This window comes from Allocoleopsis sp. (assembly GCF_036703385.1).
Taxonomy (GTDB): Bacteria; Cyanobacteriota; Cyanobacteriia; order Cyanobacteriales; family Coleofasciculaceae; genus Allocoleopsis.
Genome location: NZ_DATNPA010000603.1, coordinates 1 through 23,053, shown reverse-complemented (window position 1 = coordinate 23,053; position 23,053 = coordinate 1). Strand labels below are relative to the sequence as shown.

Below are 23,053 nucleotides of genomic sequence, written 5' to 3'. Positions count from 1 at the left end.
AACACGAAAATTTTGATTTTTAATGACACATTGATGATAATAGAAGATAAAAATACACAGCTTATGACTCATCGCTCCACCTAATAGTCACAGCCCAAAACTGAAATGAGAATTGCAATAGTTAACGATATGGTGATGGTAGTAGAGATGCTACGGCGTATCTTGAGAACTGTCCCGGAGTATGAAGTAGCTTGGATAGCGCGTGATGGGGCTGATGCTGTTACCAAATGTGATCAAGATAACCCAGATCTGATTTTGATGGATTTGCTCATGCCCGTGATGGATGGGGTAGAGGCAACTCGTCAAATCATGAAAAACTCTCCCTGCGCGATTTTGGTGGTAACGGCTAGTGTCGAAAACCATACCTCCCAAGTATTTGAAGCGATGGGATATGGTGCATTGGATGCCGTCAGTACGCCGATTTTGGGAGCATCAGGCAATCCTGAGTCGGCTCAGGCCTTGCTTGGTAAAATTGCGACAATTGGGAAATTGATTGGAAAATCCGCGCCAACGTCCAAGTCCAGAACTCTGACTCAACGTTGTACCTCTCAATTTACAACAATCGCATCCCCTATTCCGCCTCTGGTTGCAATTGGCTCTTCTACCGGAGGCCCAAACGCTCTAGCCGCCATTCTCTCTTGCTTACCTGCAAATTTTGGCGCTGCTGTAGTTATTGTTCAACATGTAGATGCTCAGTTTACTCCCGGTTTAGTGGATTGGTTAAATCCACAGACATCCCTGAATGTACAGCTAGCATCTGAAGGAGATCGCTTGGAGATGGGAAAAGTTTTGATCGCTGGAACCAATGATCACTTGATATTGCAACCAAATTTAAGTTTAAGTTACACGAAAGACCCAATAGATTACCCCTATCGCCCTTCTGTAGACGTGTTTTTCAAAAGTGTTGCTCAGCATTGGAATCCCCCAGGAACTGCTGTACTATTAACAGGCATGGGTAGGGATGGCGCGCAAGGGCTAAGTCTGTTACGCGAGAAGGGATGGCATACGATCGCTCAAAATCAAGCAACCTGTGTGGTGTATGGAATGCCAAAAGCAGCTGTGGAGTTGGGGGCTGCGGTGGAGATATTGCCGATTGACGCGATCGCCCCTACTTTAATTGAGCAATTAGCACTGATGCGTTAGCTATTTTTTTAGGATCGTACTATAAAATCTCGATAAAATCCATGTTAACTATCTACATCAAGCCGTATAGATAGACACAAGAAATAATAAACTCTCTTAGCAGATAGTTAACGAAGGCAATGGCAGAAGACCCAATTACAGTCTTACTTATCGACGATCAGCCAATGATCGGGGAAGCCGTTCGTCGAATGCTGCTTCCCGAAAAAGATATCACCTTTCATTACTGTAGCGACCCGACCCAAGCATTCAAAGTCGCTAGGTCGTGTCAGCCAACCGTCATCTTACAAGACCTAGTGATGCCAGAGATGGACGGATTGGTGTTAGTGCGCTTTTTGCGTGCTCATAATGCTCCCACAAAATACGTTCCTCTGATTGTTCTTTCTAGTAAAGAAGAACCCGTCATTAAAGCCAAAGCGTTTGAATTAGGAGCCAACGATTATCTAGTCAAACTCCCAGACAAGGCAGAACTAATCGCCCGCATCCGCTACCATTCTAAAGCCTACGTAAACCTTCTCAAGCGAAACGAAGCGGAAGCTATCCTCCAATCGGAAAACTTGCGTATGGCTAAAGAACTGGATATGTTGCGCCAAATGCAACGAATGATTCTTCCTAACTCAGAAGAACTAGAAGCGATAGAAGAGTTAGAAATTGTAGGCTATATGGAACCTGCTGACGAAGTAGGTGGAGACTACTATGACGTACTCTATACTGACGGCATCGCTACAATTGCGATCGGTGATGTCACCGGGCACGGACTCGAAAGTGGCATCTTAATGGTGATGACGCAAACAGCAGTTCGTACTCTTAAAGAGATTCGAGAACTCAATCCAGTTAAATTTTTAGACGCACTTAACCGCACGATTTATAAAAATGTCCTACGGATGAATTCTGAGAAGAATTTAACACTAGTTGTTCTCACTTATACACAAGGCAAAATCAGTATCAGCGGTCAGCATGAGGAAACTATTGTAGTGCGAGAAGGGGGGCTTGTTGAGCGTATTGACACGATGAGCCTGGGATTTCCTATTGGGTTGGATGAGGAAATTTCTGATTTTATCAATCATACTACCATCAAGCTAAATCCTGGGGATGGAGTTGTGCTCTACACCGATGGAATTCCTGAAGCATACAACATTAATAAAGAACAGTATGGCATCGAGAGATTATGCGAAGTTCTTAGTCAAAACTGGCAGGATTCTGCTGAGGAAATTAAGCAAGCAGTGATTAATGATGTTAAAGAATTTATTGGCGAGCAAAAGGTTTTCGATGACATTACTTTAGTTGTTGTAAAACAGAAAGAAATTGAAAATCAAGAACTAGATGATGATCCGGAAGTATTTGAGGAGCAGGAACGAGAACTAGATGATGACCCAGAAACATTTGAAGAGCAGGAACTCATTGAGGAAGTTAAGGGGAATAAAAGAAAACGATTAGGATTTTTTCGGAAGTTATAATTTAGCATCTGTCACAAATATTTAACAGATAACAAATATGAGCAGAATTTTCGGAAACTTTATTGAGAATTTCCCCTCAGATCATGATTCTTTGGAACTGAACTTTACCTTGAGTTCTCGCTTCCTTAAAAAACAGTGGCCTAATAACCGATTATCAGCTTTTTTTATTGCTGATTATTGTTCTAATTTTCTGCTAACTGCTGAAGATGATGTTCAGGAACAAGAACGTATTAATGAGATGAAAAGTGCTATCAGTTATGTCGGTAATGAACTCCTAGAAAATGCCCTAAAATTTAACGAAGGAATTAAGCCTCCCTATAACGTAAAGTTTGGCATTCATTTCCTGGAGAATAGTGAGAAAGCCATCGTTGTGATTTTTACCCAGAATACTATTGCTACGCAAAATCTGGATAAATTTCAAACTCTTATTAAGGAATTACTCTCTGCTGACGATCTTAATCAGTTATATGAGCGGCAAATTGAAAAAATATCTGAAGACGAAAATAATGAATCCTCTGGTTTAGGTCTGTTAACCGTAATCAATGATTATTCCGCGAAATTAGGCTGGAAATTTGAACCAGATTCCAGTAATTCCCAAATAATCGCTGTTACTACAATGGCTCAAGTTGTTGTATGATTATTAGCCGTTAATTTTTATGATATGTCAAAAAAGGACGAGCAACCTATGGCTAATCAACTGACCAATCAAGAAATCCAAGGCGAGGACTACGAGGTTCAATACGAGCCAGAATCAAATACGGTTTATTTCCGAGGGGCAATTGCTCTAGGAGGGCCACGGGATTATGCTCCCATTGTTACTCTGCTCAATGAAGTGGCTGATTTAAAACAACCAATCATGACGTTAAACCTGAAAGAACTAGCATTCCTCAATAGTTCAGGCATTAGTACATTATCTAAATTTGTTCTTGGGATGCGGAAAAAGAGAGGAATCCAATTGGTTGTTTTAGGCTCAAAGAAAATGCCTTGGCAAAATAAATCATTGAAAAATTTAGAGCGATTACTACCAGGTTTAAAGTTGGTAGTGCAATGAGTAACTCTACTGTAGGATTAATGAGGATTGAAATAAATCTTGTATCTTAGATTTAAAATTTTGTAAGCCTCAACACAGTTAGCTAAAATTTATTCCCATTCAGTACTCTCAAATAGTGCGGATTTTCTCCACCTAAAATTTCTACAGTTAAAAAGCGTTATGGTAGAAAATTTACTACATCAATTTGAAAAAATGAATACATGGAGCTTACTCCTAAGCAGTTTGCTCATTACTGGTCTAGGAACTGGCATATTATATGTATTCTTACTGTATGTATTGCGTCCCATTTTTCGGAAATTTGAACGGGACATTGCCATCGTCACCTTAAATGTTTCCATCTCTCCTATCCTCATCGTATTCACTATTCTTAGCCTTAAATTTACATTTAAAAAGTTAGTTAAATTTAACTTACTTGCAGGAATAGATAGCCTTTTAACAGCGAGCTTAATTATCGTTCTTAGTTATTGGTTTGTCCAATTATTTATCCAGGTCTTTATTTACTACGTCAAAGAATATACTCGACAAACCGAAGTCATGTGGGATGATGTATTGCTTCCTATTCTGGAAGCAATTGTTCCTGTAGTTGTCTTCATCTTTGGTGGCGGTTTTGTTCTTAAATCCTTTGGAGTCGATTTAACTGGAATTTGGGTAGCACTCGGTGGTGCTACTTTTGTTCTCGGTTTTGCACTTCAGGATATTTTGGCTAATTTCTTTAGTGGAATTGTTTTGCTTATTGATACTCCGTTTCGATTTGGCGACATTTTGCTTCTTGAAGATGGATCCATCGGAATGCTACGCAAAATTGGTATTCGGGTAACTCATTTATATATATTTAGTACTCATTGTGATGTTTATATTCCTAATAGTGTATTACAGGGACAAAAAATCACAAACCTGAGTCGCCCCACTTCTTTCTACTATCACTCTATTTCTATAGAAATACCCTCTGAATGTGACCTTGATGCATCTAAAAAATTGATAGAAGAGATTGTTCTATCTCATCCTGATACTCTGGGGGATATAGAACTTAAATTGGAGGTAATGGACGAATACTATATCTCCGAAGCAAGCAACTCTAATCTCATCGAACAACAAGAAATTGGTAAAGCACGGGTCATGGCTGAACAGGCAGTCGATTTGAAGTTAGAGGAAGTTGAACAAGCTCTTGAAGCTTTGGTGGTTACGATGCAGTTTGCTGAAAAAGGAGGATTAACGCAAGATGAAATAGAAAATGTTCAACAGGAATATCAAGGAGTCCTAGAACTCATGGGGTTCCAAGTTCTTGAGGAAACTACTAACAATCGCACTGTATTTAATTTTCAGGAAACTAATGATAAAGAAGTACTGCTTGAGTTAATCAGAGACTGGTATAGAATTTGGATTCAAGACCCTAATTTGCTGGACGAAGACCAATACTTCATTTCAGAAGAATGGGAGCGTAAAATTAATTTGTTAAAGCGAAGAGCGCAGCGCTTGTCTCAAAAAATCTCCAATCCTCAGTCTGACGAAACTCGCCTAGATAATTATGTTATTGACTTCATTAAATGGCTCAAAGAAAAAGTGAAAGCGCCGCGAAAAAAATGGCAAGAACCGAAAATCAGTATGGTAGGAATGAATCATGAGGAGGAATCTTCTTATTATATCGAATTGAACATTAACTTTTTTGTCGATGATATAAAATTGGAAGATGGAAAACGGGGCGATCGCGTGAGGAGCCAAATTTATCAAGAAATCTTCCGTCATTTCAAAAATACCTATCTTAATTGGGATGAAATCAAAGAGAAAGAAGCCCAAGAATATAAGTAATTAAATTTACACTCGACCTGAGCCGAGACCTGGAGGGGGAGTGGTGGAGAAGAAGGGGGTATACAAGGCAGATTTGGTATGGGAGTTTAGACTAAGAAAAAGTGACTCAGCCGTAGCTAAAGGCTGAGCCACGCGCCCCTGGAGTTAAATTGGAGAGGGGTTTTTGCCAAGGAAGATAGTGCTCTGCCACCAAATTTCTAGCTAACTATATAATTGGCCGACCTCGTAGCAGGACTCAAGACTTACGGAGCTGCACCGCGTTACGCTACGCTAACACAGCCTACACCTAGAGGCTGACTTGTTAGCAGGCTCATGACCGAATTGAGTCAATTAATTAACCCAAGGAGACAAAAGCAAATGTCCATCAAAAATTATGGTGTTTTGAAAGGTCAGGCTGTGGCTGGCAAGATGGAAAATGATGACAAAAGCCCACATTATCAAGTGCATGTCAAAGACAATCAGCAGAGCTACCGCCTTGCGATCAATGTTAAGTCAGTTCAGGCACCTGTCGATTTGTTGTACTTCGTAGACGATAAGTTTCAGCACCCGATTACTGACAAGCTGACTTCGTTAGATTTAGGTTTTCATCCACTGCCGAGCAAGCCAGGAGACTTGGCGTTGGACTACATCCGAGGGAATCTCTTCGATGTTACCCAGATGAAACCGTTACCCTTCAACATGCCTGGGCCAGACAATGACCTGAATGAACTGATTGATTTATACATCCAACGGGCGATTAACTCTGACCAAGCCGTTGTGTATGCCTTCGGTGAAAAATGGGGGCCAGAGGATAAAGCGGATAAGATTTTCGGCTTCCGTCCTGGGAATGGGGTTCATGACATGCACATGAATCAGGGAAGTTCAGGTCAGTTTCAAAAGGATAACGGGATTTATCAAGATGGGGGGCTGTTGATTCACTTTCCAGAACGGAATCAGTGGGTTGCGGCTTTCTTTGCGTTCCAGTCACAGTCGTTCCATACTGATGATGTGACGGGCAACCCCTTGGGAACCACTCCTGATAAGCCGCCACTGCCTTCAGATCCGACTACTCCTGCGGTAGCGGCACAGGTGAGAATCATCGCCGCTTTGGTCAATCCGACAGGTGAAGACCCCGGTAAGGAGTCCGTAACTTTACTGAATGCCTCGCCTGCATCAGTAGATTTGACCGGTTGGGCGTTAGCCGATCGCTTAAAGCATAAACATACCCTCAAAGGAACTATCGAGCCGGGTGCTGTTATGAGAGTACCGCTGAGTGAAGCTGATGTCCAGCTGTCTAATGATGGCGGGATTATCACCCTTCTCGATGCTAAAGGGATTAAGATTGACGGCGTTTCTTACACCAAGGAAGAGGCGAAGAAGCAGGGTTGGACTATCGTGTTCTAACTTGATGTACGAAGTTGCAACTTGTGGGCTGTCCTCAGGATTTGTCCCGCGAGGATAGCCGCACCAAAGCCATTATCAATATTGACAACTCCTATACCCGCAGCACAAGAATTCAACATTGTCAAGAGGGGGGCAAGACCACCGAAACTTGCCCCGTAACCCACGCTGGTGGGGACTGCAATCACCGGACAATCGGCTAACCCAGCCACAACGCTGGGTAATGCGCCCTCCATCCCAGCCACGACAATCAAGACATCCGCTTGTGCGATCGCTTCTCGATTATTCAGCAAGCGGTGGATACCTGCAACCCCAACATCCCAGAGGCGCTGCACTTGAAACCCGCAAAGTTCAGCAGTGACAGCCGCTTCTTCTGCGACGGGTAAGTCAGAGGTTCCGGCAGAGATGAGAGTAATCAGTCCCGAATGAGTGGGTTTAGGTGCGGCAGGTGCTAACGCACAGATTCGAGCCGTTGAGTAATATTGAACATCAGGGATTTTTTCTTGCAACTGGGTAAACACATCTGGAGCAATTCGTGTTGCCATCACCACTGGATTATGTAGCCGCATCGCCTCCATAATCTGAGCAATTTGGTCGGGTGTTTTGCCTGGGCCCCAAATCACTTCGGGGAAGCCAGTTCTCAATGTGCGATGGTGGTCAACTTTGGCAAAATCACCCACTGATTCATAGGTAAAATTCTTCAGTTTATCAAGAGCCGTTGCAGGGCTGACTTGACCAGCGGCAACGGATTCTAGCAAGGATTGTAAGGCTTCAGGTTGGGTCATTCTACAGAAATTTTCTACAGAAATTAATGCCGTGTTTTCATTTATAGGCTGCTCTTTCGGGCAAGGCTATCCCAGGGAATGTCAGCTTTCAGGCTAGGGCTTACGCAACTACTACACATAGACCTCTGTTGGTGCGTTACGCTTCGCTAACACACCCTACAGATAGAGGCTTTGCGTAAGTCTTAAGTTATTATGTTTCCATATTTAATCAGTCACCTTGAGTTCATACAGGTTCCAGAATGGGCCGCCTAAAGCGGTGTATTGAATGCCTTGAAAGCGATCGCGCACGGCTTCCAGATTCAGCCGTTCTACCAAGTGAATGAAGGGTAACTGTTCAGCCGCAATTTTTTGATATTCGGCATAAATCGCCTTGCGCTTTTTCTCATCCAACTCCTGTACACCTTGCGTGTAAAGGCGGTCAATTTCCTTCTCCCAATCAGAAACTTCCCACCCAGTTATAGGAGGAGAGCCTGGTTTGGGTCCTTGATTAAAGGCGTGTGAGCTTCCTGCGATCGTCCAAATATTACTAGCACTATGAGGTTCAATACCTCCTCCAGCAAATCCTCCCAGATAACTGTCCCAATCCTGTGTATTTTTAAGTTTTGACAGGTAAGCGTTAAAGCTGAGAATTTGCAGATCGACTTGTATGCCAATTTTACTGAGGTCTCGTTGGATCTGCGCTGCCATATCTCCTCTGACTTTACGTTCCGAATTGGTTAGGATCGTAAATCTTACGGGATGTCCTTCAGCATCCATCAGTTGGTTTTGCGCGTTATATTTAAATCCAGATCCTAACAATAATTGCTTAGATTTTTCTGGGTCGTAGTTATAAACCTTTAAACCTTCTTTGGGTGAGAGGTAGAATGGGCTTGCCGGATAAACAAATGAATATTGAAGTTCGCCCAATCCCCGAAAAACATTGGTTTTCATTGTTTCGCGGTCAATGGCATAAGCAACAGCCTGCTTAAATTCTTTAGTATTGAACCAGCGAGATTTGATTGGATCTACCAGGGGTTGATTCTTAGCATTTTTGGCTTTATTCAGATTGAAACACAGAAATGTTGTGCTTGTATCTATCCCACCGTTATAGATTTTAAAGCCAACTCGTTTAGCCTCTTGCTTGAGCAAACTAAAAGCCTCAGGTGCGACTTCCAAATCATCCAACTGACCAGAACGAAAACTAATTAACTGAGTGTCAGTATTTTCAATAATTTGCCAAACAATCCGATCAATATAAGGCAGTGGATTTCCTTGAGTATCTTTGCGCCAGTAGTAAGGGTTGCGCCGGAAGATTACTCGCTGGCTAGGAATGTAGCTTTCCATCACATAGGGACCGTTACCAACGATTTTTTTAGGATCGGTTTCGGTTCCCCAAGTTGAGAGAAACTGAAGTTTTCCATCTGAACCCGTGGTGCGGACAGATTCCTGAAGAGCATGGGCTGGCAAAATAGGGATACCACCCACATATCTTAGGAACGGAGCAAACGGTTCTGGTACTGTGAATTCAATTCGCCGATCATCGAGTTTTTTGATAGTGGGAAACGCACGGCTTTGACCAATTTTTAAAGCATCTTGAGTCGGTGCGGGAATTTTCGGATTGAGGTATATTTCGTTGTAAGTAAAGACAACATCGTCAGCTGTAAGAGGTTGCCCATCTGACCACTTCAATCCCTCGCGCAAGGTAACGACAATCCGCTGCTTGTCTTCTGTCCAGGACTCCGCTAAAGCAGGCTCTAGTTTACTCGTTAGAGGATTCTCATTGATTAATCCATCGTAGATGAAACCAAAAACACTGTAGGCTGACTGATTTAGGGCATAGTTAAAGGTTGAAGGTTCACTCAGAACGGCGACAACGATTTGTGGGACTTGAGCCGCTGCGGTTTTAAGCTTGGTTGGGTTGCAGCCAGTTAGTGCGATCGCCAAAATAGAGCTGAGTGAAATGATGAACCAACGACAGCGAGTAAGGGTTGAGAAGAGAGTCGAGAGCATATCAGGAAAAAAGAAGGCTTTTTTAGCGTTTAGTATAGTGATTTCACTCTGTTGTGAGTTATTAACAAGTTAGCCATTGAATCGCGGCACCTGTGCGGCCTGAGTTTTGTACTCTGCTAATCTACACGAGGAAAGTGCGATCGCGCTTAACATAACTAGCATGACAGCAAACCAGTGACGCCAAGGTGCAGGAATAGGGGCAAAAACTCTCATCATATTCAGTGTAGGAGCAGAGCGGCAAGCCTATTGTCACTGTAGCGAAGCCTTAATGGAGCCTGACGCTGAGTGATTCGGAAATCTACCGTAACGTCACACAGTGCAACGCAGCCGAGTCCTTCGTCCATAATAAAATTAACCCTGTTGGCAGAACATCACCGATGGAAACTCTGACGCTGAATGTACCCCCCGCTGTTGGTCTGACAGACGAGCAATTTTATCAGTTGTGTGTGGCTAATGAGGAGAGGCGGTTGGAATTCACAGCTAATGGAGAATTGATTATTATGCCCCCAACTGGTGGAGAAAGCGGCATCAGAAATTCGGATCTCAACCTACAACTCGGTTTGTGGAATCGTCAGACAAAGCTGGGAAAAGTCTTTGACTCCTCTACTGAGTTTCGATTACCCAATGGTGCCAAACGTTGTCCCGATGCCTCCTGGGTGCTGCGCGAACGATGGGAAGCCTTATCTCGTGATGATAGGAAACGCTTCCCTCCCCTCTGCCCAGATTTTGTGGTCGAACTGCGTTCTGAGACAGATTCTCTGGAGCAATTGCGCTCAAAAATGCGTGAGTACCGGACTAACGGTGCTCGCTTGGGGTGGCTGATTGACCCCCAGACGCCCTTAGTGGAAATCTATCGACTTGCGGTTGAGGTCGAAACGCTCAATTTTTCCTTGGACGAACCGCCTACTCTTTCCGGCGAAGACGTGCTGCCTGGATTCGTCCTAGATTTAGCCCCCATCCTGAATCCTTAATTATTTTAGAAGCTTGTAAGCTGCCAATTCTCTATAGAACCCATTTGGGATCTCTGAGAACGGGGTAAAATTCAACAAAAATGCCGTACTCCAGCTTGCTCATAGCTAATCGCCATCCAGTTAGTCATTGCTCCTTTACATCAGTAGGGGAATTAGCTTCCTCTCCTAGAAAAGCGATCGCATCTTGTAAAGAAACCTTTAAGCTCTTGTCATCTGGACGGCCTTCAAATTCCTCGTGGCTATAAATCCACACTAGAATAATTTTATGCTGTGTGGAATTTATCAAATACATCAGCCGACCCTGCCCAGATGCTCCCCTTAAACCTGGAATAGCAAACCGAAGTTTGCGAAACTCCAACTCTTCCGACAAAACCATCTTTCCTGGTATTGGCTCAAAAGCGGAGTTCGAGGGGTGAGGTTCGTTGCACAGCTCATCCACAAGTTGAGAGATAAACACTATGAAGGCTTGTTTTTCCTTACTACCTTTGTAGCGTTTAATCAGCCGTCTTAGCGATCGCTCAAAGTTCCTCGTCGGAACTCTCAAAAACTTGGGTGAGCCAGTCATTAAATTCTTCAGAAGTCATTCCAGGAGAGCTTTTCATATCGACTAGAGCTGATTCGAGTGCTTCAGCTATTTTGCGGTCATAATCTGGATGCGATCGCTCAATCAAATCCAGCGCCATGTCTTTGAAATAAGTTCCCAACTGTTGCTCAACCTCTTCCCAGCTAACAGTGGGTTCTTGGGATGGTGGTTCTGTCGGCTGAGATTCGGCAAATTTGAGCCGTGTCCCTTCCCTAGGGAGTTCTTGCAAGACAGCAATATACTCGTATTTCAGGGGTTCGTACTGCTTGGCAAAATCATGCAGCTTGTAAATGGAGTCTGGAAACTGCTCGGCAATTTTATCCAGCCGATGCTGCAAATTCCCAGGAAGAGGATGCTTTAAGCGGGTAGCAGCCGCAAGAAAAGCATTGAGTGTTGCGGCGTCTTCGTAGTCCATGAACTCTCAAAGGTGGCAATTCCCAGAAATTTGTTAAGTTCATTATTTGGCATCAAAGCTGACAAATTGTCTGGTCTGTAGTTAAGTTAAACGTAGCACACTACTTCCTTCGTAGTTGAGCCACTAGTTTGTTGTAATCTTCATGGGAACCGATCCAAAACCAAATAATCCAGTTTTCTTCTTTTCGACCCAGTACGCGCCAGTAAGCGCCTATTCGTACTGAGTAGATCGACTTTTCAGGAATTACTACTTTGAAGTGCAAGCTTGGATGGTAAGGCTCCTTCTTCCAGCGTCGATAAATTCTCCTGGCTAGATTCTGTATAGGTGGAGGAAGTTGAGCAAACGCTTCCCAAAAGCGTCTAGTGGCTACCGATTTCATCCACTAGCTTCCTAAAGGTTCAAAGGTTGAGTACGTCCCTGCCGAAATTCCTCTAAAGCTTCATCCGCTAGTTGGGCAAGTACATCCTGAGAATTAGCAAACGATTCTATCCACTGCTGCTCAGCCAACTCTGCCTCAGGAGAGTCTTGCCACTGCCATAGTTCCTCATCAGTCATTTCCGCTTCATCAAGCTCGTCGTCTCGCAGGAGGGCAATTTGATAGCGGAGTTGGAGGAGCAATTGATCTGCCTCACTGAACGTGTCAGCAGTCGAGAACTTAAGACGCTCACCTTCACTGGGTTGGTCACGTAAAGCCGCAATGTACTCGCGATGGAGCGGCTCAAACTGCTTAGCTAATTTGTGCAGTTTATATACCGATCTCGGTAGGTTCTGCTCAATCTCACCAAGCTGACGCAGCAAACCTTCAGGCAACGGTTTCTGCAAGCGTGCGATCGCAGCTAAAAAAGCATTGAGCGTTAGCGTATCTTCGTAATTCATCAAGAAAACCTACCTGAGATTGCAAAGGCTGCCCAGTAATAGGGGTCGCTGTATATCTTCTCTGACTCTATAGTATCCCAGCGAACAAGGTCTGTTTCCAGGGTTCGCTCTATTGTTTCCTTCCGCTCTTCGGGCAGATCAGCAGGAAGTTGAGCTAAAAAGCGATCGCACCAGTTCTTCAAGTCCGCTACTGTGAGATTTTTGAGCCAATCTACGGCTTCTGCTAGTGCGGCGGCATCGGATTTATGGAGTTGCCGCCGTCGGTAAAATTCAATCATGACGAAGGCACTTGCAGCTGACTCAACTGTCCACAAGGTACTGACAACTTGAGCTGCACCATTCCGGAGGAACCCACTGACCAAGCCGACATATTCAGTTGTGATGCTTTGGTTGTTTGTCAGTGCCGTTTCGCAGGCGGAGAGAGCGATTAGGTGATAACTAGAGAAGTCGTGCTGATCGGGTTTGCAGAGGTCTTCTAGGGTCAGGTCATTTGAGGTGGGTGTTTTGATGTCACCTGAAGTTGCATCACTCTGATGTGCCAGAATCAGCCTTGATTTCCGAGGATCGGAAGGAACGTGTTCTGCGTGTCCGGCAAAGTGAAAGACACTAAAATCACCGTTTAATGTTACTTCTACCTGCTTTTTGGTGGCATGATTTTCCTGGATGGATTCAAGCTGGCTAAAGCACTGATAGATTCCCTCGGCTTCCACTCGCGCAAATCCTAGAGTACCGTCTGGGTTTTCGATACTGAGCAAACGACTGGTAGAACTAGGTTGTCGTTGCTGGAGGCTAATGCCGACTTGAGCGCTGGGGAGGTAGGTAATCGTAAAGTTGGGAGAAAACAGCGCATGGAGTGGGAAGCGGTGCAAGTCGCGGTGGGGGATGAGGATGAGTTGGGTAATGCCTGCAAGGTGTTGTTCAATTGCCTCTATGTTGAGAATGTCTTTGAGGTTGCCTGGTTCCTCCTGCCGCTCAAATAACCGTTGCTGCATATCCTGACGCCAGGAGTGGTCTGTGTTGCGCTGTTTTTTGCCTTTGTTGCGATAATCCTGGTACTGCCGATCCCAGTCTTGCATCCAGGCTTCAAACTGTAGCAGGCGTTGTAGGGATTTAGGTAGTTCAGATTGAAATGTAGGCGTAGTGATGAGGATAGGAGCAGGTTCACCGGGTTTAAGGATAAAGGTTGTGAAGGCAGCAGGGCTGAGGTGCCAGTAGACAATTGCGGTAGTGGGAGTGAGGAGTTGTTGGATTGTCTCGTAGTTGGGGCTAGTAATTTCGTCACTCCAGGCATAGAGTAGCCAGGTGAGGCAAGCATTTTTTCCTTCTTCGGCAGTTTTTAGAGCTTGTTTGAGTTGACCTGTTTGTACATATCTGTCAACAGTCAACTGATTGAAGCTTGCAAATTTCAAGGCTAAGAGCTTGCGTTTGCCGGGACTAGGTGTTTCATGCAGCAGGCGTTGGAGGTAATCTGCCCCTCGCCGCAGGAGTTCATCTGCTTCTTCAGTCCGTCCTAAACCCAGAAGAGCCTTGATGAGGTGTTGCAGAGTGTTCAGGTAATCTTCCCTTAGCTCTGGCTCGTCAAAATTCCGCAGTGCCATCTGGTAAAGGCTAGCTGCTTTACTCCAAAAATTGCAGCAATTCTCCCGCTTTCGCCCTTCCTGGTAGTGAGCCAATCCTTTCTGGTGATACAAAGCTCCACACACTTCTGCATATCTCGGCGCATCTGGTCGGAGTTGTTGAAAAGCTTCATCCCACTTTTCTAAAGCTTTCTCAAAGCCTTTAGAGTCCCAGATTGCGTTTCCTCGATTTACTAATGCTGAGCGAAGGTGGTCATCGAGTTTTAGCGCTTGCTCATAGGCAGCAATGGCCTCAGAAAAGAATCTTTGCTTGTGTAGTACTAGTCCTTTGTCAATCCATACTAGGGGGTCATCGGGATTGATACTGAGTGAATGCTCAAAGGCTGCTTGCGCTTCACTGTAAAGCCCTAGAGCCAACAGCGCACCACCTTGTCCATTCCATGCGGTAGTTTGTTGAGGGTCAAACTTAGAAGCCTGAATGAATGATGTTAGAGCCTCTTCATGTCGATCAAGACTCACAAAGGAAGACCCTCGATTGTTCCAAGCATTAAATTGTTCTGGCTGGATTTCAATCGCTCTGTCGTAGCTAGCGATCGCATCCTCATAATGCCCCATATTATGCAGGGTTAACCCTTGCTTAAACCAGGCATCAACGTAATTTGGATCAAGCTCAAATACCTTGCTGTAACTGGCAAGTGCTTCTTCGTAATGTCCTAACTTGCGTAGTGCAGAGCCTCGGCTAGACCAGGCATCAAGGTTGTCAAATTTGATTTCAATTGCTCTGTCATAGCTTATCAGTGCTTCCTCGTAACGATTCAGATAAAATAATGCAGTCCCATTACCATACCAAGCGTAAAAGTTATCCGGCTTAATTTCAATGGCTTTGTTGTAGCTGACAAGTGCCTCCTCGTAACGCTTCAACTGCAACAAAACTCGCCCACGCTGGAGCCAGATCTCGTATTCGTCAAACCAGATCTCGTATTCGTTAGACTTGATACGCAACGCTCGGTTGTAGCAATTAAGTGCCTCTTCGTATCGTCCAAGTTCACACAATAGAGCCCCCCAGTGATTCCAACCATTGGCGCATCTGGGATTAGCTTTTTGAGCTTTATCATAGCTGGCAAGCGCCTCCTCGTTGCGGTTCAATCCACACAATGCATTCGCACGGCTATGCAATGATTGGTGATGGTTAGGTTTGATTGCTAGCACCTTATTGTAGTAAGCAATCGCTTCTTCAGAGCGTGTTAAATTCTGCATGACATCGCCAAGCCCCAAAAGCGCTTGGTAGTAGTTGGGATGAAACTGCAAAGCCTTCTTGAACTTATTAACTGCTCCCTGCCAATCCCCAGTAGCTAATTTTTGGCGTCCTTGGTTATACAATCTTTTCGCTTCACTCAACGACATGGAATGCTTCCCCTGTAGCCTGTCTACAGTTTAAAGCGAAAAGGATGGTACCAAAGGGGAATAGGATAAAGCGCTCGACCATGCTAATGCCAAACTTAATTGCTGTTTCATCAGACTGATGCTCAAGCGCTTAGCAAGAGCATAGATCCCAAATGGGTTCTATAAGACAATGGCTCTATCAGTTGGCTGAAACAACTCAACATCGCGTTCTAGTTCTCACAAGGACGACTAAAAATCACTGGATTACGGGCAGGTTGATAAGGGATTACCACACTGAGCTTCCGGTTGAATCCATCCTTTTAGCCCTTCATATTCAACCAAAGCCCAAGATTGGCTACACCCTAAAAGTTTGACACCTGTTTCGGGTGGGATACGTCCCATGACCGAACTTTGATTATTCGCACTCTTGTAGACGGAGACGCCTTTAGTCCCATAACCACGAGTACTGGTACCCAACAATTGAGAGTAAACCCAACCGGTTCCCTGGAATTCCACTTTGTCAGGGCTTTCCGCTTTGGAGAGTTGCACCCAGTTCCCTTTAGAACCTGTAATATCGACAATGACACCAATCGTTGTGGTGGGCAAATTCCCAATAATCTTGTGATTCTCACCCGCCCCAGATCGTACCTTCACACCTTTTGGGTCTTTATCGATGACAAAGGCAGTAATATTACAACTCTGCTGTGCCTCAGCCAAGCTCTTTGGAGCTGCCGCCACCGGACTCTGGTTGGTAGCAGACGGTTGAGCCTGAAACTGGCTCAACGACGGTAGAGTTTCGGCACTCGCAGGCGAAGCGATCGCATTTAGCATGGGGGAAGTGCTACCAACCTTCGATGTCCGGGTCAAATCTCCACTCTGGCATCCAGCAGCAAGACTTCCCAAAACCAATGTCACAAGGATTAAGTTTCTCATCGCAGTTCTCCCTTCTCGTTTGTTAAAAATCAGCCGAGTTGAGGCTTCATATCTGTATATTCCAGGGAACTCAATACTGGATCAGGGGTAAAAAGCTGGTTATTTGAGCTTGACCGCAACTGGTTCACAATTGAGTGTTTCTGATGCCTTCGGCTTTGAAGCAAGTGCTTCGCAAGCGTTTCGGTTGGGTTGAAAAAGTAGTTTCAGTCCTTGAGTACCTTCTGGAACTTCAAACGCTATCTCACCGCGCTGCTCATCACCTGGCTTGATTTTTCCTGTAGGGCTTTTTATATCTTCTAAAGCGCCTGCCAGGAGAGCTACTTCATATTGATTATTTTTACTATCAATCAGTTCAAAGGATACAACCGAAATAGTTTGGGTTTGCTGCCCTTTGTTAGCAATTGTGGTGGATGCAACGATCCATTTATTGCCTGGATTGGGCTGGATTACACCTTTTCCTGGATGTTCGCGGGTTCCGTTAACCGTAAATTGCAAATTGAGGTTTTTATCTTTAACAGAGACGACCTCCCCAGTGTTGTAAGTGATTTTTGCCAGAGGCAGGGGTGAAGGCTTTAGTGTAGACTCTTGAGCTGAATTGTTATCCGAGTTTTGAGTGGGAGTAGCTGTTGATTGAGCCGTCTCCTGCGGCGGCTTCGGGGCAGAACAAGCCGCTACTAAGGAAAGTAGAGTAATGGTTGCAGTCCAGCTAGTAAGTGTTCTAAAGACTTGATTCATCCTTTGTGGCAGTAGTCAACGTTTGCTATCTAGGATTGTTGACGTTTACTTTACTAGCTATGAGCCTGAACAACCAAGATATTTATCATAATTGAAGGGGCGATGCAGGTCTCGAAAACTGCGATCGCCCCGTGTATGTATATAAGTAAGAAGCTGCACGACAATTATGCACCTCTGCATACTCTAGCTTAACGTCCGCTGATGATTGTTTTCTTATACCTGACGACAGAACCTTGAGTTAAATAGGTTTGTTAATAGTGATACATTGAACTTTAATTTAACGGCGGTTTGTAGGGCAGACCGCTTGTGTAGCATTGGTATGATTCAAGAAGCCTGCCCTACTGGGTCATCCTACACGGCGTAGCACGACGAGCGATCGCTCTGTAACAGGAACAGCTTGAGTGTCGGTGAAAACATTCCCCCCTTGGATGAAGCGAGGTTCCTTGGTGTCAATCACAATTGCCCACTCCTTATTCCGCAACCCTTCGGGTAGAGTAAACTCCACCATTTCATAATGGGCGTTAAAGAACAGGAGAAAATCATCATCCACAATGCGCTCCCCTTTCGGACCCCGTGCGGGAATCTCTTGTCCATTTAAGAAAACTGCAAGCGTCTTGGCATAACCAACTTCCCACTGCTCATCCGTCATCTCACCGCCATCGGCATTAAACCAACCGATATCACTGATGCCTGAACCGTGAATCGCTCGACCTTGAAACCACTTGCGCCGCCGAAATACCGGATGCTGGCGGCGGAGGTAGATTAGCTCACTGGTAAACTTCAGCAGTTCGGCATTTCCCTTAGGCAAGTTCCAATCAAACCAGGAGAGTTCATTATCCTGGCAGTAGCCATTGTTGTTGCCCCGTTGGGTGCGCCCCATTTCATCTCCCCCTAGCAACATGGGGATGCCTTGGGACAGCATCAGGGTGGCGATGAAGTTCCGCCGCTGCTGTTCCCGCAACCGCATCACTTCGGGGTCGTCCGTTTCACCTTCCGCCCCACAATTCCAAGATCGGTTGTGACTTTCCCCATCCTGACTGTTTTCCCCGTTCGCCTCATTGTGCTTCTCGTTGTAGCTAACCAGGTCGTTCAGAGTGAAACCATCGTGGGCGGTGAGGAAGTTGATACTCGCATTCGGCCTGCGCCCATTAATCTGATATAGGTCGGGGCTGCCGGTGAAACAGTAAGCAAATTGCCCTAATCCACTCTCCTCACCGCGCCAGAAGTCCCGCACCGTATCGCGATACCTGCCATTCCACTCCGACCAAAGAACCGGGAAGTTTCCCACTTGATAGCCCCCTTCGCCAACATCCCAGGGTTCAGCAATCAGCTTCACATCCGCCAGCACCGGGTCTTGGTGAATGATGTCAAAGAAAGCTGAGAGATTATCAACTTCAAATAGCTCTCGCGCCAGCGCCGAAGCCAGATCGAAGCGGAAGCCATCGACATGCATCTCCGTCACCCAATAGCGGAGACTATCCATGATTAACTTCAAGACTTGGGCTTGGCGCACGTTTAGAGAATTCCCGCAGCCTGTGAAGTCCATGTAGTAACGGGGATCATCTTCTACCAGACGGTAGTAAATGGCATTATCGATGCCTCGAAGCGACAGAGTTGGGCCCATGTGAGAGCCTTCTCCGGTGTGGTTGTAGACCACATCCAGAATCACTTCGATCCCGGCAAAGTGCAACGCCTTGACCATCTCCTTGAACTCTTTGACCTGTCCCCCCGGCACTTTGTCTGCACTGTAACCGGAGTAGGGGGCAAGATAGTTGATGGAATCGTAGCCCCAGTAATTGCTTAGCCCCTTATCAACCAGATGTCCGGGACGGGCGAGGAAGTGATGCACGGGTAGAAGTTCAACCGCTGTAATTCCGATCGCCTGGAGATGCTCGATCGCGGCTGGATGGGCAAGTCCGGCATAGGTACCCTGCAACTCTTCCGGGATATCCGGGTGCTGCTTAGTAAAACCCTTGACGTGGGTTTCATAAATGACCGTTTCGTGCCACGGTGTTTTCAGCAGCTGGTCATCGCCCCAATCAAAGGACTGATCGATGACAACACACTTGGGCATCAGATGGGCGCTATCTAGATCAGAAAAAGATAGGTCTTCTTCCGGAGCCTCCCAAGAGTAACCAAACAGTTCTGGCCCATTGCCAATATCGCCATCAATTGCCTTTGCATAGGGGTCAATTAGCAGTTTGTTCGGGTTGAAGCGATGACCCTCCTCAGGTGCATAAGGGCCATGCACTCGGTATCCGTAGCGTTGACCCGGCCCTACTCCCGGCACATAGCCGTGCCAGACGAAGTTGCTGACCTCAGTCAGCTCTAGGCGTGTCTCCTCATCATCCTTATCAAATAAACAAAGCTCGACTCCTGTTGCGTTTTCACTAAACAGAGCGAAGTTTGTGCCTTTGCCATCCCAGGTTGCACCTAAAGGATAGACTTTACCGGGCCAGAGTGTTGCGATGTACATAGGTTAAGTTTCGGGGAAAACTAATATTTGTATTTGGTTAGAATCAACGATTGCTGAGTACCCGTCCAATCAGGGCTTGCCGCCTCTAATTCCTCAAGCCTTGAAGAGCCTCAATGACTTCAGAATTGAACAATTTCATGGGTATACGCAGTGACTAATTGATTAAATGAAAGTTCAAAATTTAGCTCCATTTAAGCCCTAGGAGTTCCGTTGAAGGAATTGGACACTAAGCAAACGTTGAGATTAATAATGACGCTGTAAACCTAGAGACTTCCTCTCTCCTGTTTCAGCGCGACCTTATCTCTTATCTGTGATTTAATTTAGAGATTATTAGCTATAAAGAACTCAATCTCTGGGCATAAATTAGTTTTTGGTTGAATTCGATTAGTATTTAATATAGGAAAGATAAAAAACTATAATATATCGGTTGTCAGTTGAATGAGGTACGCAGAGTTTCTTGAGAGCAAAGTCCTTGGTATTCAGGGTGTACCTTACCCAATCGAGAAACGCTATATACCGAAGAAGAGAATATATCTTTGGATAGTTATATCAGTTATTTTGGCTAAAAATGCAAAAAAAACCTAAATCAAGCCTTTATTTAGCTTGACGATACTGTCGGCTTAATGATGTAATGCTTAATTGAACTCTTTTTTATAGACAGTACTTATTCAGGGATAAAATCGTAGTTTTCATTCACATATTTCCGTAGCCATTGCTCTGAAATTCCTGTAACCTTAGCAATCTCTGCCAAAGAAAGTTTCCCGAACAGAAGCTTTTCAATTAGGTTTTTTGTTCGCTGAGAAATTATTGTTTTTTGATGGTTTTGCATCAGCTGTGTACCACCCATTCAGTAAGCACCTTTATGCTTTCGCTGTCTCTACGTTATAGTTTGGCTAATTATCTGTCTGTCCTATAGCGTACAGATTATTCTTGTTCATGCTGGACGCTGGGATGTAATTTACTATACATAACTTCTTTACAATCAATTCATCCTGCAAGGAGTTTTCTGGCTGATACCCTCGGTTGTCTACTTGAGCTAATGAATAAATTCAGCTCAGGACAGTCCGTGTACCCAGTTTCTCCGAATGTCGTTGGCAATAGGATTGTTGCTGCTTTGCCAAGAGAGGAATACAAACGTCTCCTGCCTCACTTGGAACCCGTCTCTCTGCCTTTTAAGAAATATCTATACCAATCCCATGCACTGATTGAACACGTCTATTTTCCCAATAGTGGCGTTGTTTCTGTGCTCAATGTTATGGAAGATGGCGGCACAGTTGAAATAGCAACAGTGGGCAATGAAGGTATGGTTGGTATTCCTGTATTGCTGGGAGCCGATTGCACTCCGGCTGAGACGTTGGTTCAGGTTCCGGGTGATGCTATGCGAATGAAAGTCGATGTCTTCAAAAACCAGGTCATCCCAGGTAGCTCTACTCATAATCTACTGCTGCGCTACACACAAGCGTTGATGAGCCAGATGTCTCAATCCGTTGCCTGTAACCGACTGCATTCGGTGGAAGAGCGATGCTGCCGCTGGCTACTACAGACACGCGATCGCGTTTCTTCAAATGAGTTTCCCATGACTCAGGAGTTCCTTGCCCACATGCTAGGGGTGCGTCGCGCCAGTGTCAGTGAGGTGGCTGCTTTTCTTCAGAAAGCAGGGTTAATCCGCTATCATCGGGGCAAAATGGTAATAATCGACCGAAAAGGTTTAGAGTCTGGCTCCTGCGAATGCTATCAGGTGATTAAGCAGGAATACGACCGCTTGCTTAGTTAACCTGAGTACGGTATCGGACAGACAGACCATTGAGCTGATTTCTAACATCAAAGTTTGATAGACCGTGTCCATAGAGTTCAGTTGTCAGGTCTAGACGACGAACTCAACATTCTTGCTCTCAATGTCTCAAACCCCTCATAAGCAGATTAAAAACCGACTTCTCTCCGCCTTACCTAGCTCAGAATACGAACGCCTCCTTCCTTACCTGGAGACAGTTTCCCTCCCTCTTAAGCAAATCATATACGCACCTAACGAACCCATCGAGTACGTCTATTTTCCTAACAGCGGCATTATTTCTTTAGTCAACTTCACCGAAGACGGCGGGACAGTCGAAGCCGCTACCGTAGGCAATGAAGGAATGGTTGGCATCCCCGTATTGCTGGGAACCGATAGAATGATTGGTCAGGCTGTCACGCAAATTGTTGGTGATGCCCTGCGGATGAAGGCGGATGTGTTCAAACGCGAGGTCACTCCAGCGAGCCCACTTTACAACTTCCTGTTACACTACACCCAGGCGCTGATGAATCTGATTTCGCAATCGGTTGCCTGCAATCGCCTGCATTCGGTAGAAAAGCGATGTTGCCGTTGGTTGCTGCTGTGCCAAGATCGGGTAGGGTCAGATGAGTTTGCCCTGACGCAGGAATTCCTCTCCCAAATGCTGGGAGTGCGCCGTGCCAGTGTGAGTGTGGTTGCCGCTATTCTGCAAAAAGCGGGGCTAATCCGCTATAGTCGGGGCAGGATGAAGATTTGCGATCGCCTTGGGTTAGAAGCCACCTCCTGTGAATGTTATCGGATTGTTAAACAGGAATTCGATCGCTTGCTGACTTAAAAATGCGTAATTCGTAATTCGTAATTAACGTTCAGATGGGAATTTAACCCCACCTGAACGTGGGCAACCTTCGCTCTTGTCGGGACTTCTGACCCGTCTTTAATGACGAATTAGGGTGAAGTTGAAAAGGAAGGCTCTTCAAGATGTCTAATAGCGAAATACAGCAGCTAAAGGTGCCTCATCAGGAACTTGATCGGGCTCTACTGCATAGACAGTTCCACCGTTGACAATTGTGTGTACCGCCGCTGCATCTAATAAATCCTCATCACCTAGTTCCGGCTCAGAATGTACATCAATTGTACTGGTACTGATACCGGGATTAAAGATGCCCCACTGTTGTACACCAACGGCAACAAACAATTGCTCAACTCGACCATAGTAGGCGGCTGGAATCACCTCTTTGAGGTCAGTGGAGGTGCGTTCAGTTGCTGTCAGTTCTTTGTAGTGTTCGATCGCTTCTTGCTGTTCCTTTAAAAATAAGGGTTCCACAATCTCCCAGGCTTTGGCTTGTAGCTCTTCTGGCTTCAGTAGTTCAGGATTCCCCGCAATGCCTTCCTCGACTAGATGCTGGTAGCTATTTGCCTGTCGGTAACCCGGAAAAAGATGCTCGACTCCTGCTAGTACTAAAGGTGCGCGTTTGTTGTGCAGATATTTTTGCAATCCGCGATCAATCGCATACCAGTATTGCTCCATGTCTCGCTGGAATTTATCCCTGTCCGGACTTCCCTGCCCATGAAAACTGCCCGCATGTTGAAAAGAATTGTTGGTTCCGCCTTTTGGCGTGCTCATGCGTCGCTGACCATCTTTTGCCGTCTCATCATATTGGAGGGCTTCATCAAGGCTCTTCGGCACATTCTCCAATTCTATTTCTTTTACACTGGAGCGCGTACACT

The 23,053-nt window shown here is 45.3% G+C and carries 21 protein-coding genes and 1 pseudogene; 9 read left to right on the top strand and 13 right to left on the bottom strand.

The window, feature by feature from the left end:
* Positions 1-105: 105 nt before the first annotated feature.
* The 6 genes from V6C93_RS28930 (at position 106) to V6C93_RS28905 (ending at position 6,837) form a co-directional block, all read left to right on the top strand.
* Positions 106-1,143, top strand: coding sequence for a chemotaxis response regulator protein-glutamate methylesterase (locus V6C93_RS28930; protein ID WP_333480132.1), 1,038 nt, complete (start codon positions 106-108; stop codon positions 1,141-1,143).
* Between the two features lie 119 nt (positions 1,144-1,262).
* Positions 1,263-2,597 carry a SpoIIE family protein phosphatase gene (locus V6C93_RS28925; protein ID WP_333480131.1) on the top strand — a complete coding sequence of 445 codons (1,335 nt, stop codon included), beginning with the start codon at positions 1,263-1,265 and terminating at the stop codon, positions 2,595-2,597.
* A 37-nt stretch (positions 2,598-2,634) separates the two neighbouring features.
* Complete coding sequence (locus V6C93_RS28920) at positions 2,635-3,234, top strand: DUF6272 family protein (protein ID WP_333480130.1); 600 nt, start codon at positions 2,635-2,637, stop codon at positions 3,232-3,234.
* 60 nt (positions 3,235-3,294) lie between these two features.
* Positions 3,295-3,648: a slr1659 superfamily regulator gene (locus V6C93_RS28915; RefSeq protein ID WP_349262870.1), complete on the top strand. Its 354-nt coding sequence runs from the start codon at positions 3,295-3,297 to the stop codon at positions 3,646-3,648.
* A gap of 159 nt (positions 3,649-3,807) precedes the next feature.
* Positions 3,808-5,454 (top strand): mechanosensitive ion channel family protein, encoded by a 1,647-nt coding sequence (locus V6C93_RS28910; protein WP_333480128.1) that lies wholly within the window; start codon positions 3,808-3,810, stop codon positions 5,452-5,454.
* A gap of 357 nt (positions 5,455-5,811) precedes the next feature.
* Entirely contained in the window at positions 5,812-6,837 is a 1,026-nt protein-coding gene (locus V6C93_RS28905) for a DUF2278 family protein (protein ID WP_333480127.1), read from the top strand.
* Here V6C93_RS28905 and larB read toward each other — a convergent pair.
* The 3 genes from larB to V6C93_RS28890 form a co-directional block, all read right to left on the bottom strand.
* Positions 6,834-7,619 (bottom strand): nickel pincer cofactor biosynthesis protein LarB, encoded by a 786-nt coding sequence (larB, locus tag V6C93_RS28900; RefSeq protein WP_333480126.1) that lies wholly within the window; start codon positions 7,617-7,619, stop codon positions 6,834-6,836. The two genes, V6C93_RS28905 and larB, sit on opposite strands and share 4 nt — an antisense overlap.
* A 204-nt stretch (positions 7,620-7,823) precedes the next feature.
* Positions 7,824-9,608 (bottom strand): ABC transporter substrate-binding protein, encoded by a 1,785-nt coding sequence (locus V6C93_RS28895; RefSeq protein WP_333480125.1) that lies wholly within the window; start codon positions 9,606-9,608, stop codon positions 7,824-7,826.
* Positions 9,609-9,677: 69 nt separating this feature from the next.
* A complete protein-coding gene (locus tag V6C93_RS28890; RefSeq protein ID WP_333480124.1) occupies positions 9,678-9,824 on the bottom strand; it encodes a hypothetical protein in 147 nt (48 codons plus the stop codon).
* 161 nt (positions 9,825-9,985) lie between these two features.
* On the opposite strand from V6C93_RS28890, the gene V6C93_RS28885 reads away from it, so the two are divergent.
* Complete coding sequence (locus tag V6C93_RS28885; RefSeq protein WP_333480123.1) at positions 9,986-10,579, top strand: Uma2 family endonuclease; 594 nt, start codon at positions 9,986-9,988, stop codon at positions 10,577-10,579.
* A 124-nt stretch (positions 10,580-10,703) separates the two neighbouring features.
* Here the strand turns inward: V6C93_RS28885 and V6C93_RS28880 are convergent, their stop codons facing one another.
* The 9 genes from V6C93_RS28880 to V6C93_RS28840 all read right to left on the bottom strand — a co-directional run bounded on the left by V6C93_RS28880 (position 10,704) and on the right by V6C93_RS28840 (position 20,404).
* The gene (locus tag V6C93_RS28880; protein WP_333480122.1) at positions 10,704-11,144 is read right to left on the bottom strand and encodes a hypothetical protein; all 441 of its coding nucleotides are present in this window, start codon (positions 11,142-11,144) and stop codon (positions 10,704-10,706) included.
* Entirely contained in the window at positions 11,098-11,577 is a 480-nt protein-coding gene (locus V6C93_RS28875; RefSeq protein WP_333480121.1) for a hypothetical protein, read from the bottom strand. The genes V6C93_RS28880 and V6C93_RS28875 overlap by 47 nt, the downstream gene beginning before the upstream one ends.
* A 100-nt stretch (positions 11,578-11,677) precedes the next feature.
* Positions 11,678-11,956, bottom strand: coding sequence for a hypothetical protein (locus V6C93_RS28870; RefSeq protein WP_333480120.1), 279 nt, complete (start codon positions 11,954-11,956; stop codon positions 11,678-11,680).
* Positions 11,957-11,967: 11 nt separating this feature from the next.
* Positions 11,968-12,453: a hypothetical protein gene (locus V6C93_RS28865; RefSeq protein WP_333480119.1), complete on the bottom strand. Its 486-nt coding sequence runs from the start codon at positions 12,451-12,453 to the stop codon at positions 11,968-11,970.
* On the bottom strand, positions 12,453-15,434 hold the full coding sequence (locus V6C93_RS28860) for a CHAT domain-containing protein (RefSeq protein ID WP_333480118.1): 2,982 nt from the start codon (positions 15,432-15,434) through the stop codon (positions 12,453-12,455). Before V6C93_RS28860 ends, V6C93_RS28865 begins: the two co-directional genes overlap by 1 nt.
* Before the next feature lie 243 nt (positions 15,435-15,677).
* On the bottom strand, positions 15,678-16,346 hold the full coding sequence (locus tag V6C93_RS28855) for an SH3 domain-containing protein (protein WP_333480117.1): 669 nt from the start codon (positions 16,344-16,346) through the stop codon (positions 15,678-15,680).
* 99 nt (positions 16,347-16,445) lie between these two features.
* Positions 16,446-17,081, bottom strand: a complete 636-nt coding sequence (locus V6C93_RS28850; protein WP_333480116.1) for a DUF4352 domain-containing protein — start codon at positions 17,079-17,081, stop codon at positions 16,446-16,448.
* A gap of 346 nt (positions 17,082-17,427) precedes the next feature.
* Positions 17,428-19,557, bottom strand: a complete 2,130-nt coding sequence (glgX, locus tag V6C93_RS28845) for a glycogen debranching protein GlgX (protein WP_333480115.1) — start codon at positions 19,555-19,557, stop codon at positions 17,428-17,430.
* A gap of 664 nt (positions 19,558-20,221) precedes the next feature.
* Complete coding sequence (locus V6C93_RS28840) at positions 20,222-20,404, bottom strand: hypothetical protein (protein ID WP_333480114.1); 183 nt, start codon at positions 20,402-20,404, stop codon at positions 20,222-20,224.
* Between the two features lie 192 nt (positions 20,405-20,596).
* Between V6C93_RS28840 and V6C93_RS28835 the strand changes: the two genes are divergently transcribed.
* Both V6C93_RS28835 and V6C93_RS28830 read left to right on the top strand, forming a co-directional pair.
* Positions 20,597-21,331 (top strand): Crp/Fnr family transcriptional regulator, encoded by a 735-nt coding sequence (locus V6C93_RS28835; RefSeq protein ID WP_333480113.1) that lies wholly within the window; start codon positions 20,597-20,599, stop codon positions 21,329-21,331.
* Between the two features lie 121 nt (positions 21,332-21,452).
* Complete coding sequence (locus V6C93_RS28830; RefSeq protein ID WP_333480112.1) at positions 21,453-22,160, top strand: Crp/Fnr family transcriptional regulator; 708 nt, start codon at positions 21,453-21,455, stop codon at positions 22,158-22,160.
* 147 nt (positions 22,161-22,307) lie between these two features.
* On the opposite strand, the pseudogene V6C93_RS28825 reads toward V6C93_RS28830, so the two are convergent.
* Positions 22,308-23,053, bottom strand: a pseudogene (locus V6C93_RS28825) (hypothetical protein); the annotation flags it as partial.